The organism is Sutterella megalosphaeroides (assembly GCF_003609995.1).
GTDB lineage: Bacteria > Pseudomonadota > Gammaproteobacteria > Burkholderiales > Burkholderiaceae_F > Sutterella > Sutterella megalosphaeroides.
This window is the reverse complement of record NZ_AP018786.1, coordinates 117857-130620: the sequence shown is the minus strand read 5'-3', so window position 1 is coordinate 130620 and position 12764 is coordinate 117857. Positions and strand designations below refer to the sequence as shown.

The window sequence follows — 12764 nt, the reverse complement described above, 5'->3', positions numbered from 1 at the left end:
CCCGTGGTCGCTTACTTGGCGGAAAGCCAGGGCGACGGGTCGACGGGCTTGCCGCCGCGGCGAATTTCGAAGTATAAGCCCGGCTCGTCGTCGCCCCCGGAGGCGCCCACGGAGCTAATTGTTTCGCCTTGTTTGACCCGGTCGCCGACGTTTTTGAAGATGGATTCGTTGTTGGCGTAGACCGAGAGGTACGTGTTGCCGTGGTCGACGATGACGAGGTTGCCGTAACCGCGAAGCCAGTCCGCGAAGACGACGGTCCCCGGCGCGCAGGCGACGACTTCCGCGCCTTCGGGGGCGCGGAAGAGCAGGCCCTGCCACCTGGCCGAGCCCGTGCGCTGCGAGCCGAAGCGCGCGACGATGCGACCCGCGACCGGACGGGAGAGTTTCCCCTTGAGTTTCGCGAAGTTCGTCCCAGGCGCGGGTTGACGCACGACGGGGCGCGAATTCTTCTTTTTCGCTTCTTCTTCGGCCTTTTTCTGAGCGGCCGCTTCCGCGGCGCGTTCCGCCGTGAGGCGCTTGTCGATCGAGGCGACGAGACTGCCGAGGCGTGCCTGGTCCTTTGTGAGTTTGTCGATCGCGGCCTGCTGGGAGGCGATTTCTTTCTTCAGCTTGGAGGCAGCGGCCTGTCGGTCCTTTTTCTCCGAGAGGAGCTCTTTGCGGCTCTTCTCTTCGTCGCGCGCGATGCGGGCGAGTTCGGACTGACGCGACTGCGTTTCGTCGGCCACGCTGCGGATTTTTTGGTGCTTCTCTTCGAGCTCGGCGACCGCGCGCGTCTGCGCGCGGGCGAGGTAACGCAACTGCGCCGCTTCGAGCGTGAGCGTGTTGGGGTTGGAGCCGTCGAGCAGGGTCTGCCAGCTCTCGCGCCGCGAATGGACGTACTGGGCGCGGGCGATCTGCCCGACGAGCGACTCGGCCCGTTGAAGCTCTTCCGAGACGTTTCGACCGTCGCGCTTCAGGTTTTGCAACTGGCGCTCCACGGTGCGTCGTTCAGTTTTGAGGTCGCGCAGTCGGCGGTTGGCTTCCGAGATGGCCTGATCGGCCTTCTGCAGAGCCCGGTCTGCCGCTTCCTGACGGGCTTCCTTTTCGGAGAGCTCCTTTTGCAGCGCCACGAGGCGCTGGTCCACCGAGGCCTTTTCGTTTTCGGCTTTCGACTTTTCCTTTTCCGTCTGCAGCGACTTGCGTACGGGCGCCTTGGCCGTGCTCGTCGATTTGCGGGCGGCGGACTTTCGGGTCGTCGACTTGCTCGTCGTGCTCGACTTTCGGGTCGTCTGCGTTTTCTTCGTCGTCGTGCTCTTTTTCGTCGAGGCGGAGGACTTTTTCGTGCTCGTCGCGCGCTTCTTGGCCGTCTGCGTGTCGGCCGCGGCGACTTGATAGGCCGCGTCAAGCCGCGGAGTCGCGGCGGGCAACGCCGGGCTCGGGCCCGTCATGAGCGTGAAACTCAGACCGGCGGCAAGGAAAAGTCGAAAAGAGGTCACGGGGCGCTCGATATCGAAAAGAGTTCGCGGCGCGACGGGCGGAATCCGCGTCCGCAGTCCGCGCGGGACGGCTCCGAGCGGGAAGGCTCGGGGGTAAAGAACGTTGAGTTCGTTCCGAGGCATTTTATAATCTCCTCCTTTCGAACACCAATTTTTGGGGCAGTCAATGCTTTCCTTTCTTCTCGACAACGTGTTGCTTCTGACCGTGATCGTGCTGACGATCGTCGCGCTGCTTCTTCCCGCTTTCATGCAGCGTCGTTACGGGCCGCAGATCACGCCCCAGGAAGCCACGAAGCTCATCAACAAAGAGCACGCTCAGGTGATCGACGTGCGCAAGCCCGCCGAATACAAGAAGGGACACATTGCGCGCGCCGTCAATATGCCCGTCGATACGATCCAGAACCGTCTCGGCGACCTCTCCCGCGAGCGTCCCGTTCTCCTCGTCGACCGTACGGGGGGCGATGCGCGCACGGCGGCCCGTCTGCTTCGCGGCGTGGGCTTCACGAAGGTTTACGTGCTCGAAAACGGCATGTTCGCCTGGGCGAAAGAAAACATGCCGCTCGAAGCTTGAATTTCGACGAAACCGTCCCCATTTAAGTAAGCAATGCACACTGCGGTTCGCGGGCTCTTTGCCGGAACCCCGAACCCATCCACTTCCGGCGCTCGGCTTCGTCGACGCCGCAACCACAAAAAGGTGAAATCATGGCCGAAAACGAAAACGCTCAGCCCCAGGAAACGCCGGCTCAGGACGCCGCCCAGGAAGCCCAGCCCGTCTTCCAGCTTCAGCGCTGCTACCTGAAGGACGCTTCCCTTGAAATGCCGCACGCGCCCGAAATCCTTCTCGAGCCGCAGCAGAGCGCCCCGCAGGTGGACATCCAGTTCGAAGTGAGCCAGCGCGTTCTCGGCAACGACCTCTTCGACGTGACCGTGCGCGGCACGGTGACGGTGACCGCGGGCGAAAAGACCGTGATCCTCGTCGAAGGCAAGCAGTCGGGCATCTTCGCGATCCGCGGCATTCCCGCCGACGGCCTGCAGCACGTCACGAACGTGCTCTGCCCGTCGATGGTCTACCCGTACCTCCGTGCCAACATCGCCGACCTGATGACGCGCGCCAATCTGCCGCCCGTCCACATGCCCGAAGTGAACTTCGAAGTGCTCTATCAGCAGCGCCTCGCTCAGGCTCAGGCCGAAATGGCCGCCCAGCAGCAGCCCGCCAACAGCTGAGAAGACTGACGTTGCGCGTCGTCGGACGGTCGCGCTTCAAGTCTGCGGGGAGACGGTCGCGTATCGCCTCCCTTTTTCTTTTCCCTTTTGCCGCTTGCGCCGCGGGGCTCTCGCGGCGCCGTAGGGCGCTTTCTCCCTCTTTGGTAGCGTTTCGGTCGGGGCGCCGAGTTGCTACAATCGAAAAATCCGCCGGTTGTCGCAACCGGTCGTTCGACCTCACTCAACGGGACGCAACAGAACATGATCCGAATTCTCCTCATCGATGACCACACGCTCTTTCGCAGCGGGGTGAAGGCGCTTCTGCAGCGTCAGGCCGACTTCAAAGTGGTCGGCGAGGCGAGCGACGGACTTGAGGGCGTCAAGCTCGTCGAGCAGGTCGAAGCCGACGTCGTGTTGCTCGACGTCGACATGCCGAGCATGAACGGGCTCGAAGCGCTTGCTCAGATTCGCGAGACGCACCCCGATCTGGCGGTCCTGATGCTCACGGTGAGCGAAGACTGCGAAATCCTCGGCGAATGCCTCAAGCTCGGCGCTCGCGGGTACCTCCTCAAGAAGATCGATCAGGACTTCCTCCTGCGCTCGATCCGCCTTGCGTATCAGGGCGACAGCGTCATCTCGCCGCAGATGATGTCGAAGTTCGTGAGCCAGATGTCCGACCCCGATCAGGGGCGCAGCCGCACCGCCTATCCCGGGCAGGATCCCTCGGTGCTCACGCGCCGCGAACGTCAGACGCTCGCCTGGTTGGCCCGCGGCGTCTCGAATAAGGAAATCGCCCGCGCGCTTTGCCTCGCCGAGTCGACGGTCAAGGTGCACGTGCAGAGCATCCTGCGCAAGCTCAACCTCTCGAGCCGCGTTCAGGCCGCGATTTACGCGATCGAACACAAGATCGACAAGGAGCTCTGAGGAATTCCGAGCGGACGCCCGACCCCGAAGCGGGGCGGGGCCGCGTCAAAAAGAAAAGGGCGGAAAGCGCGTACGGTGCTTCCCGCCCTTCGTCGTTTTCGGGTTGCTCAAACGCCGCCCGCGTACCCGTTCTGACGCCAGGCTTCGAACACGGTGACGGCCACGGTGTTCGAGAGGTTGAGCGAGCGGTTGTCGGGACGCATCGGGAGGCGAATGCGCTGCGACTCGGGGAAGCGCTCCCGAACGGCTTCGGGAAGGCCCTTGCTTTCCGAGCCGAAGACGAACCAGTCGCCCGGGCGGAAATCCATGCGGGCAAAGGGTGTGCTCCCTTTGGTCGTCATGGCGAACATGCGTTCGGGATCGGGCTTCTCGGCTTCGAGGAACGCCTCGAACGAATCGTGCACCTTGAGCGTGGCGTACTCGTGGTAGTCGAGCCCCGCCCGCTTCATCTGCTTGTCTTCGAGCGTGAAGCCCAGGGGACGGATCAGGTGCAGCTCGCACCCGGTGTTCGCGCAGAGGCGAATGACGTTGCCCGTATTGGGCGGGATTTCCGGGGCGACGAGAACAACGTGGAACATCAGTAATCTTCGTTGGAAAGCGCTTCGCGCATGCGGCGCAGCGCAAGTTTTTCGATTTGTCGGACGCGCTCGGCGGAGATGCCGAATTCGTCGGCGAGCGTCTGGAGCGTCACGGGCTTCACATTGCCGTTTTCGTCCTGATGCAGGTAGCGCGCTTCGATCACGCGGCGGCTGCGTTCGTCGAGCGCCTGAAGCGCCTTTTGAATGCCTTCACCTTCGAGGCGCATGCGGTTTTCTTCTTCGAGCACCGCCTCGGGTTCGTCGCTTTCGCGCGTGAGCCAGTCCGAGGGCGTGAAGGAGCCTTCGTCGTCGTCCCGGGAGGAGCCTCCCGTCGGGGCGTCGAGGCTCGTTTCCTGCCCGTACATGCGCTCTTCCATTTCGAGCACTTCCCGGGGCTTCACGTCGAGCGTGAGCGCGATGCGTTCGGCCTGCTGGTTCGTGAGGGCGTATTGCGGGTCTTCTTTGAGCTGGCGCAGGTTGAAAAAGAGCTTGCGCTGGTTTTTCGTCGTGGCCAGTTTCACGATGCGCCAGTTGCGGATCACGTACTCCTGAATCTCGGAGCGGATCCAGTGCACGGCAAAGGTCATCAGGCGGGCGCCGCGGTCGGGGTCGTAGTGACGAATGGCCTTCATGAGGCCGATGTTCCCTTCCTGGATGAGGTCCGCGTAGGGGAGCCCGTAGCCGAGAAAGCCGCGGGCGATCGAAATGACGAGGCGCAGGTGGCTGAGAATCAGCTGCTGGGCGGCTTCGAGATCGTTTTCGTCGCGCAGTCGCACCGCAAGGTCGTGCTCTTCGTCGGCCGAGAGCATGGGGGCGCGATCGGCGGCCCGCATGAAGGCTTCGAGGTCGCCGAGCTGCCCGACGAGGGCGGGCGTTTTCGGAGGCGTGAAGGGTACGAGCGCGCGGCTCGAGGAGGTCTCTCCGGTTTCGACGGGCGAGACCTCCGTTGCGGGGGCGCGCGCCGCTTTGGCGCGCCGCGCATGTTTGGGACGCGGTTCGGCGTCGAGGACTTCCGGGGCCTCGGGAGCCGTCGCGTCGGGGCGGTTGTCGGTGTCGACCATACGCTCTCTCCCTCAGCGGGCTCCGCCGCGGATCTGACGCCACGTATCGGCGGCGACCGCCGAGGCGACGATGCCCCCAACGACGGCGCAGCCGAGGACGATCCCGAGGCACCAATCCGCGGGAGGGAGCGTCAGAGCAACCGCGGCGTCGTAGAGACTCGCGACGGAAGCGACCGCCCGACCGAAGACGATCAGCCCGATCTTCGTGATTCCGAGAGCCAGAGCGGTCGAGGCGCCCATGAGGAGAAAGCCGCGCCAGGCATAGGGACGCACGGCAAAGGAGGGCGAAGCGCCGAAGAGGTGCAAAGCCCGCATTTCCGAGCGGGCCGATGAACTCGTGAGGCGCACGGCCGTGCCGAGTACGAGCACGACGAGGAGCAGGACGACGGAGCCGAGGCACACGAGCCCCACGTTGGCCGCACGCGTGACGGCCTGGAGCTTCTCGTGCCAGGAAATTTCATAAGGCACGAAGTCGACCCCGCGGATGGCTTCGATCGCTTTGGCGGCCTCTTCGATTTTCGCGTTGCTCACGTCGTTGGCGAGCGTGGCGATCACGATGTCGGGAAGCGGATTGCTCGCGCTCTTGGCGGGCTTGATCCCGAGTCGTTCGTTGAGTTCCGCGTAGGCGTCTTCCTTCTTGATGATGCGGGTCGAGACGACCTCGTCGATGGCGCGGATTTCCTCTTCGACGCGGGCCGCGTCGGCCTTCTCCGTCGTGAAGACCGTGATTTCGACGGCGGTCGGCAGGCTGCGAAGCGGCTCCGAGAGACCGTAGAAAATGCAGGCGATGAAAAGCGGAATGGAAAGGGCCAGGGCCGAAAGGCACGTCGCAAAGACGAACGGCGACGCATCGCGTCGAAGTCCTCGAAGCGTTTCCTGCAAAGCCCAGCGGCGACTCGTCACGAAGCTCATACCCGGCCTCCCCGAGTCGAAAGCGGAATTTCACGGAACGGAACGCCCTGCGGCGCGATGCGCTCGTGGCTCGCCGCGACGACGGTCACGCCCGCCTCGACGAAGGCGCCGAGCAGATCGAGAAGCGTTCGAGCGTTCGACTTGTCGAGGTGCGCGACGGGCTCGTCCGCGAGGATCACCACCGGACGGTTGACGACGGCGCGCGCAAGGTTGACGAGTTGACGCTGCCCGGCCGAAAGGTGCCGTGGCAGTTGAGTTGCGAGTTCGGCGATGCCGCACTTCTCGAGCGCGAGCAGGGCGCGGCTGCGGGCTTCGCCGAAGGACTCTTCGGCGGCGAGCGCCGGCAGCATGACGTTGTCGTGAATCGAGCGGTCGTCGAGCAGGAGCCCCTCCTGAACCATGAGCCCCATCGAGCGGCGAAGCCAGCGGCGTTGAACCTCGTTGAAGCGGTCCACCCGGTCGCCCGCGACGATGATTTCGCCCGCGGCCGGTCGTTCGAGACCCGCCAGAAGGCGCAGGACCGTACTCTTGCCGCAACCCGTGTTGCCGTGCAAAAGGACGAATTCGCCCCGCCCCACCGTAAGCGAGAGGTTCTCGAAAACCGTGCGGCCGTCGTAGGCCGCGGTGACGTTGCGCAGCTCGAGGAGCGTTTCTTCGGTCATGCGATGGCGAACCTTTCAAAGCGCACCGTGCGACCGATGCGACTCCAGTTGAGCGATTCTTCGTTGAGGAGGTAGTCCGTCAGCGGATGCTGATTGAGCCACACGGGATCGATCCGAACGACGAGCTCGTCGCCGTCGCGCTCGAACTTCATGACGGGCAGCGTCACGTCGACGCGCGCGTGCGCCAGAATCACCGCAAGACGCACGGCGAGGACCGATTCCCACGAGACGCACCAGTCCGACGGCGTCCCGAGTTTTTTCAGGGTGCCGCGCTGCGCGAGCACGAGCGTCGCCATGCGGATCTGTTCGCTGTGCGCAAAGCCCGGCATGTCGGTGTTCGAGATGATGTACTGGCCGTGGCGGTGGTAGCGCGACGAGGTGATGAGCATCCCCACCTCGTGCATGAGCGCGGCCCAGCGCAGGAGCTTCAGGTCGTCGTCGGGCGTTTCGGGGGCGAGCCTGCGACAGAGCTCGACCGCGGTCGACGACACGCGCTCGGCCTGATCCGCGTCGACGAGCGCCTTTTTCATGAGCGCTTCGACCGAAATTTCTCGGGTGTCGCGGTCGGAGAAGCGCCCCCAGAGGTCGTAGAGCAACCCGACGCGCAACGCGCCCGACGCGGGACGCATGCTGCGGATGCCGAGCGTGCGGAAGACGGCCGTCAGTACGGCGAGGCCCCCGGCGATGACTTCCCGACGATCTTCCTTGAGGCCCGCAAAGCGGATGTTGCGCACGTCCTTGGCCTCAAGCAGCATGCGCGTCAGCTTTTCGAGGTGTTCGGGCGTCACCGCGCCGTCGCTCCAGCCGAGCGCGACGCAAATGTCGGAAACCGCACCGAACGTGCCCGCGGAGCCGAAGGCCTCGTCGTAGTGTTCGGGCCCGAAAAGCCGCCCCCCTTCTTCGATTTCGGCCTCACAGGCCGTGACGGCCTGCTCGAAGCTCTTGGGCGTGATGCGCCCGTCGCGGAAGTGTCGAATGGACGTATTGACGCAGCCGATCTTGTAGGACTCGCACCGTTCGGGTTCGAGCCCGCGGCCGACGATGAATTCGGTGCTCGCTCCGCCGATGTCCACGATCAGGCGGCGCTTTTCGGAGGGCGGCAGCGTGTTGGCGCAACCCTTGAAGACGAGGCGCGCTTCTTCGTGCCCGGAGAGGAGTTCGATCTTGTAGCCGAGCACCTGTTCGGCCTTCTCGAGGAACTCTTTGGAGTTCGTTGCGGCGCGCAGAGCCTGCGTGCCGACGGCGCGAACCTGATGCTTCGGGAGACCCTGGAGACGCTCGTTGAAACGCGCGAGCGTGGCCAGAGCGCGCGCCTGAATTTCGGGCGTGAGCGCGCCGTGTTCATCAAAACCGCCCGCCAGGCGCACGGTTTCCTTCCAGTAGCTCTGCGTAACGATGCGGTCGCCTTCGACGCGTCCGATTTCGACGCGGAAGCTGTTGCTGCCGAGATCCACGGCTCCGAGAAGCATGATGATGTCCTTCGAGGGAAGTGTTTGTTTCGGATGAGCGGCCCGAAGGGTCCGGGCCGCCCGGTTCACGGGACGCTTCGAATCAGTCGTCCTTTTCGGTGGCCGGCGTTGCGGGGTCGAGCCCGACGAGCGTGTTGGCGAATTCGAGCGCTCGGAAGGGCTGCAGGTCTTCGAGCTGCTCGCCCACGCCGATGAAGTAAATGGGGAGCGGCTTTTCGCGGCGCATCTGCGTGATGGCGGCGAGCACGCCGCCCTTGGCGGTGCCGTCCAACTTCGTGATGATGAGACCGGTGAGCGTCACCGCCTTGTCGAAGGCTTCGACCTGCATGAGGGCGTTCTGCCCGTTCGTGCCGTCGACGACCAGAATGGATTCGTGGGGCGCCCCTTCCATGGCCTTTTCCTGGGAGCGGCGGATGCGGCGCAGCTCTTCCATCAGATTGATCTGCGTGGGAAGACGCCCCGCCGTGTCGGCGATGACGATGTCGATGCCGCGCGCACGGGCCGCGTTGACGGCGTCGAAGACGACCGCGGCGGGGTCGCCGCCGCTTTGCGAAATGACTTCGATGCGGTTGCGTTCGCCCCAGACGGCCAACTGTTCGCGGGCCGCGGCACGGAAGGTGTCGCCCGCGGCGAGAAGCACGGACTTGCCGTCTTCGGCGAAGCGCTTGGCGAGTTTGCCGATCGAGGTGGTTTTGCCGGCGCCGTTGACGCCCGTCATCATGATGACGAGCGGCTTGGCCTGTTCCAGGTCGAGCGTCCCTTCGGCGGGCAGAAGCAGGGCGTGAAGCTCGTCGCGCAGCGCGAGGCGCACTTCGTCCTGGGTTTTGAGACCGCGCAACTTAATGGCGTCTCGCAAACGTTGTAGGATACGGGTGGAAGTTTGCACGCCGACATCGGCCGTAATCAAGGCATATTCAAGCTCTTCGAGGAAGTCCTCGTCGACCACGCCGCCCGAAAAGAGGCCGACGATGTTGACGCGTGTGCGGGCGAGTCCGTTCTTAAGACGGGAGAGCCACCCTTCGGAAGATCCAAATCCCATACCAGTCCGTTTGTTGATATCAATGGCAATTCGCAAAAAAGGCGCGGGCACCCCTCGGGGTGCGGGCCTCACAAGTTTAACAACCTCTCGGAATCCTAGGGGAGCGGGCGTTGTGCGCATCGTCGGCGGCGATTGGCGCCGCACGCCCGTGGCCGTGATGTCGCACGAAGGACTTCGTCCGACGTCGGAACGCGTTCGCGAAACGGTGTTCGATTGGATGACGCATCTCGTCGGGTCGCTTGCGGACCTGCGCGTGCTCGACCTCTTTGCGGGTTCGGGCGCGCTGGGTCTGGAGGCTGCGAGCCGCGGCGCGCGCGAGGTGGACTGGGTCGAACGCGATCGGGCGGCCGCAGCGGGTCTGCGCGCGACGCTCGAGCGCCTGAAGGCGGGTCCGGGACGGCGCGTTCATACGGCGGACGCTTTTCTCTTTTTGCAGTCGGCGGGCACCTACGACCTGGTGTTTGTCGATCCGCCCTTCGCGCGCGAACTTCAGGAGTCCGCCGTTCGCGACGTGCTCGGGCACCTGGCGCCCGAAGGATTGATTTATGTCGAGAGCCCCTCGGAGGTGCTGCCTTCGGAAGTGCTCGAGCGCCTCGGGCTCGTGCGCGTGCGTTCGGGGTCGGCGGGCGCCGTGGCCTTCGAGCTTCTCGCGCGGGCGGGGAGCCGTACGGCGTCGCTTGCGAAACTCACGAAAGAAGAAAAGCGGGCGCTTCGCAAAGCCAAAGCGGCGCCGAGCGGGGAGAAAGACGCATGATCACGGCGGTCTATCCGGGGACGTTCGACCCCATGACGAACGGCCACGTCGACATCGTTCGCCGTGCGGCCCGCATTTTCGACGGCGTGATCGTCGCCGTGGCGGCGAGTACGGGCAAGCACCCGATGCTCACCTTGGAGGAGCGCCTGCAGGTCGCCCGCACGGTGTGCTCCGACTTCCCGAACGTGGAGGTGTGCGCTTTCGAAGGACTCTTGAAGAACTTCATCCTCCAAAGCGGCGCGCGCGTCATCGTGCGCGGCGCGCGGGCGGTGAGCGACTTCGAGTACGAATTTCAGATGGCGGGCATGAACCGTCAGCTGATGCCCGACGTCGAGACGGTGTTTCTGATGCCTTCCGACCGGCACCAGTTCGTCTCGGGCACGTTCGTGCGCGAGATCGCCCGACTCGGGGGCGAGGATGCGGCGAAATTCGTCGATCCGCGCATCTGGCCGATACTCCAAGCGGCCGCCCTCCGATAAGACGCAACGAAAAACGGACGCCCGAGAGCGTCCGTTTTCATATTCAACACCTCAGAGGGTGTCCTCCGCGGGCTTGTCCCACGGCATTTCGGGCAGCGACCAGTCCGGCCACTCGATGCCGTTCCAGAAGTCGCGCACCGACCGTTCGACGTTGCGCTTCAGGTGCTCGAACGAGAAGGGCACGTCGCCCGTTTCGCCGCGCACTCGCTCAAGCGCGTTCGTCCAGTCGAGCGACCAGCGCGCGGAGCCGTTCGGCTCCACGGTGACGTCGGCCGCCATCGGGAGGGCCGAGAGTTTCGCGTCGGCGTCGAAGAGGAAAACGGCGTGAAGCGATGCAGGAAGAGCCGTGCCGTCGCCCGAGAAGCGCCCTTCGAGACCGGGCGCCTTCATGTGCGCGGCGACTCGCAACGTACCGTCCGCTTCGCGAACGAGACGCCAGGCGAGTTCGTCAAAGGGCGTGCGCGCTTGGCCGAGCACTTCGCCCGGGACGGCTTCGGGCTGATCTTCGAGGAGAATCGCGCGGGCCTTCGGGAGGTCGACGCCGCCGAGGGCGCCTTGGATTACCCGGCCTTCGGCGGCGAGTCGGGAGAGGCCCTCTTTGAGGTTCCCCGCGGCGGAAAGTTCCCCGTGAAGGCGCCCCGTGACAAGCGGGCTGCCCTCGGCGGGAAAGCCCAGCTCCGCATTGGCGTCGCGCACGCGGGCGGCGAGATCCCAGGTGCCGTCCGTATCGAGTCGGGCCGCAAGGTCGAGGGCGCCCCCCAACCATTCGCCCCGAGCGGGACCGACGGAAAGAGCGCCGTCTTCGAGGAGCAGATTCCCGGCGAGCCCCTTCGGGAAGCCCTTGAGGGCGCCTTCGGAGAGGCGGAACGTGCCTTCGTAACGCACGTCGGCGAGAAGCTCGGGCACCCAGCGAACGCGCTCGAGGAGAGCCGCGGAGATCTTCCCGAGGGTCAGGTCGCCCGTGACGGCAAGGGCCGGAACGTGCGCGTCGGCGGAATTCGAGGCGACGAGAAGCGCCCCCTGGAACGTGACGGGCATGCCGAGGAAAAGACCCGCGGCGCTCAGGTGATCGGCCTCAACCGCGCCCGAGAGTCGTCCTTCGAGCGGAGCGCTTTCGGCGCTCGGCGGCACGAGGCGGCTCGCGAGCGTGAAGCGCTCCGTGAGGAGCCGCCCGTCCGCCTGCTTTTCGAGGGCGGGCGCTTCGAGCTGCAGGGTAAGAGCGCCTTCGCGGCGTTCGAGGTCGACCTTCGCCGAGAACGTGCGGGCGACGTACGTCGCGCGCCCCGGGAGTACGAGGCTCTCCGCCGACACGCTCAAATGCTTGATCGTTTCGGTTTCGCCCTCCAGACGGGGTGCCGCAAAGGTCGCGCCCTCGGGGCGAAGGAGCGCCCGGGCGGCCCAAGCCGTACCCTTCGTCTGGCGCTTTTCGATGAGGCCGTCGAAGGACGCGCGGGGACTTTCAACGGAAAGCGTGCGCAAGCCCTTCGACCAGTCGAGCGCCCCCTCAAGCGTCACCGCCCCTTGGGCGGGGTTCGAAGCGAGCGTTCCCGAGAGACTGCCGCGCGCGCCCGCTTCGGAGGCGTCCACCAGAACGCCCGAGAGGTCCGTGATGAGGGCGGGAGCGCCTTCGGCGTCCGCAAAACCGATGCGGCCCGCATTGAGGCGGACTTCGTCGATGTTCCATTCGGGCGCGCCGCCTTCGGACGGACGGGACGCGTCGGCGAGAGCGTCGAGGTCCGTGACAAACCCCTCGATCGTGAGGCGCCGCACGCGGGGCGAGGGCGTGAAGACGGCGAAGGGATTGAGCTCGAGCACGGCCGAATCCCAACGGGCGACGAGGGCGGCCGAGTCGGTTCGGACGACTTCGGCGGCGGGCAGCGTCACGCGAAAATCGGGAAGCGGATGTACGGACGGGGGCGCCGAGAGGCGCAGCGAGAGCCCGAGATTTTCCTCGAGCGCGAGCGTAAGGCGGTTTTGAACGCGTTCGGGCGTCACGAGTCCGTAGAGCGCCCCCACGAGCACGAGAGCGATGACGCCGACGAAGGCGACGACGGTAAGGACGACGCGAAGAATTCTCATGAAAGAGCTCCGGACGGCAGAGGTGAACGAATCCCGCGTAGTCTGCCACAAGTCTTCGGAGCGGGCGGGATTTCGACCGTGCTTTGCGAAGGCGTCGGGCAACGTTCGGGCGCGCGAACGGGCGGCGCC

13 protein-coding genes are annotated in these 12764 nt (G+C 65.1%); 5 read left to right on the top strand and 8 right to left on the bottom strand.

What is annotated here, in order from left to right:
* Window positions 1–11: 11 nt before the first annotated feature.
* Window positions 12–1475 (bottom strand): murein hydrolase activator EnvC family protein, encoded by a 1464-nt coding sequence (locus S6FBBBH3_RS00620; protein WP_232008798.1) that lies wholly within the window; start codon window positions 1473–1475, stop codon window positions 12–14.
* A gap of 166 nt (window positions 1476–1641) precedes the next feature.
* Between S6FBBBH3_RS00620 and S6FBBBH3_RS00615 the strand changes: the two genes are divergently transcribed.
* The 3 genes from S6FBBBH3_RS00615 (at window position 1642) to S6FBBBH3_RS00605 (ending at window position 3602) form a co-directional block, all read left to right on the top strand.
* A complete protein-coding gene (locus S6FBBBH3_RS00615; RefSeq protein ID WP_120175888.1) occupies window positions 1642–2046 on the top strand; it encodes a rhodanese-like domain-containing protein in 405 nt (134 codons plus the stop codon).
* 131 nt (window positions 2047–2177) lie between these two features.
* The gene (gene secB, locus S6FBBBH3_RS00610) at window positions 2178–2699 is read left to right on the top strand and encodes a protein-export chaperone SecB (protein ID WP_120175887.1); all 522 of its coding nucleotides are present in this window, start codon (window positions 2178–2180) and stop codon (window positions 2697–2699) included.
* A 240-nt stretch (window positions 2700–2939) separates the two neighbouring features.
* A complete protein-coding gene (locus S6FBBBH3_RS00605) occupies window positions 2940–3602 on the top strand; it encodes a response regulator (RefSeq protein ID WP_120175886.1) in 663 nt (220 codons plus the stop codon).
* 107 nt (window positions 3603–3709) lie between these two features.
* On the opposite strand, the gene trmL is transcribed toward S6FBBBH3_RS00605, so the two are convergent.
* The 6 genes from trmL to ftsY all read right to left on the bottom strand — a co-directional run bounded on the left by trmL (window position 3710) and on the right by ftsY (window position 9323).
* Window positions 3710–4180, bottom strand: coding sequence for a tRNA (uridine(34)/cytosine(34)/5-carboxymethylaminomethyluridine(34)-2'-O)-methyltransferase TrmL (gene trmL / locus S6FBBBH3_RS00600; RefSeq protein ID WP_120175885.1), 471 nt, complete (start codon window positions 4178–4180; stop codon window positions 3710–3712).
* Window positions 4180–5241, bottom strand: a complete 1062-nt coding sequence (gene rpoH, locus S6FBBBH3_RS00595; RefSeq protein ID WP_120175884.1) for an RNA polymerase sigma factor RpoH — start codon at window positions 5239–5241, stop codon at window positions 4180–4182. Before rpoH ends, trmL begins: the two co-directional genes overlap by 1 nt.
* A gap of 12 nt (window positions 5242–5253) precedes the next feature.
* Entirely contained in the window at window positions 5254–6153 is a 900-nt protein-coding gene (locus S6FBBBH3_RS00590; RefSeq protein ID WP_120175883.1) for a cell division protein FtsX, read from the bottom strand.
* Window positions 6150–6815 (bottom strand): cell division ATP-binding protein FtsE, encoded by a 666-nt coding sequence (locus tag S6FBBBH3_RS00585; protein ID WP_120175882.1) that lies wholly within the window; start codon window positions 6813–6815, stop codon window positions 6150–6152. Before S6FBBBH3_RS00585 ends, S6FBBBH3_RS00590 begins: the two co-directional genes overlap by 4 nt.
* The gene (locus S6FBBBH3_RS00580; protein WP_120175881.1) at window positions 6812–8284 is read right to left on the bottom strand and encodes a Ppx/GppA phosphatase family protein; all 1473 of its coding nucleotides are present in this window, start codon (window positions 8282–8284) and stop codon (window positions 6812–6814) included. Before S6FBBBH3_RS00580 ends, S6FBBBH3_RS00585 begins: the two co-directional genes overlap by 4 nt.
* 82 nt (window positions 8285–8366) lie before the next feature.
* A complete protein-coding gene (gene ftsY / locus S6FBBBH3_RS00575) occupies window positions 8367–9323 on the bottom strand; it encodes a signal recognition particle-docking protein FtsY (RefSeq protein WP_120175880.1) in 957 nt (318 codons plus the stop codon).
* A gap of 112 nt (window positions 9324–9435) precedes the next feature.
* On the opposite strand from ftsY, the gene rsmD reads away from it, so the two are divergent.
* Together rsmD and coaD are read left to right on the top strand one after the other, a co-directional pair.
* Entirely contained in the window at window positions 9436–10077 is a 642-nt protein-coding gene (rsmD, locus tag S6FBBBH3_RS00570; RefSeq protein ID WP_170143790.1) for a 16S rRNA (guanine(966)-N(2))-methyltransferase RsmD, read from the top strand.
* Complete coding sequence (gene coaD / locus S6FBBBH3_RS00565; RefSeq protein ID WP_120175878.1) at window positions 10074–10556, top strand: pantetheine-phosphate adenylyltransferase; 483 nt, start codon at window positions 10074–10076, stop codon at window positions 10554–10556. Before rsmD ends, coaD begins: the two co-directional genes overlap by 4 nt.
* Before the next feature lie 51 nt (window positions 10557–10607).
* Here the strand turns inward: coaD and S6FBBBH3_RS00560 are convergent, their stop codons facing one another.
* Complete coding sequence (locus S6FBBBH3_RS00560; RefSeq protein WP_120175877.1) at window positions 10608–12635, bottom strand: AsmA family protein; 2028 nt, start codon at window positions 12633–12635, stop codon at window positions 10608–10610.
* Between the last annotated feature and the right edge of the window lie 129 nt (window positions 12636–12764).

Coding starts and splice junctions, on each gene's coding strand:
- S6FBBBH3_RS00590 (WP_120175883.1), bottom strand. CDS start 6,153: ATGAGCTTCGTGACGAGTCGCCGCTGGGCTTTGCAGGAAACGCTTCGA.
- S6FBBBH3_RS00580 (WP_120175881.1), bottom strand. CDS start 8,284: ATGCTTCTCGGAGCCGTGGATCTCGGCAGCAACAGCTTCCGCGTCGAA.
- coaD (WP_120175878.1), top strand. CDS start 10,074: ATGATCACGGCGGTCTATCCGGGGACGTTCGACCCCATGACGAACGGC.
- ftsY (WP_120175880.1), bottom strand. CDS start 9,323: ATGGGATTTGGATCTTCCGAAGGGTGGCTCTCCCGTCTTAAGAACGGA.
- rpoH (WP_120175884.1), bottom strand. CDS start 5,241: ATGGTCGACACCGACAACCGCCCCGACGCGACGGCTCCCGAGGCCCCG.
- secB (WP_120175887.1), top strand. CDS start 2,178: ATGGCCGAAAACGAAAACGCTCAGCCCCAGGAAACGCCGGCTCAGGAC.
- S6FBBBH3_RS00585 (WP_120175882.1), bottom strand. CDS start 6,815: ATGACCGAAGAAACGCTCCTCGAGCTGCGCAACGTCACCGCGGCCTAC.
- S6FBBBH3_RS00605 (WP_120175886.1), top strand. CDS start 2,940: ATGATCCGAATTCTCCTCATCGATGACCACACGCTCTTTCGCAGCGGG.
- S6FBBBH3_RS00560 (WP_120175877.1), bottom strand. CDS start 12,635: ATGAGAATTCTTCGCGTCGTCCTTACCGTCGTCGCCTTCGTCGGCGTC.
- trmL (WP_120175885.1), bottom strand. CDS start 4,180: ATGTTCCACGTTGTTCTCGTCGCCCCGGAAATCCCGCCCAATACGGGC.
- S6FBBBH3_RS00615 (WP_120175888.1), top strand. CDS start 1,642: ATGCTTTCCTTTCTTCTCGACAACGTGTTGCTTCTGACCGTGATCGTG.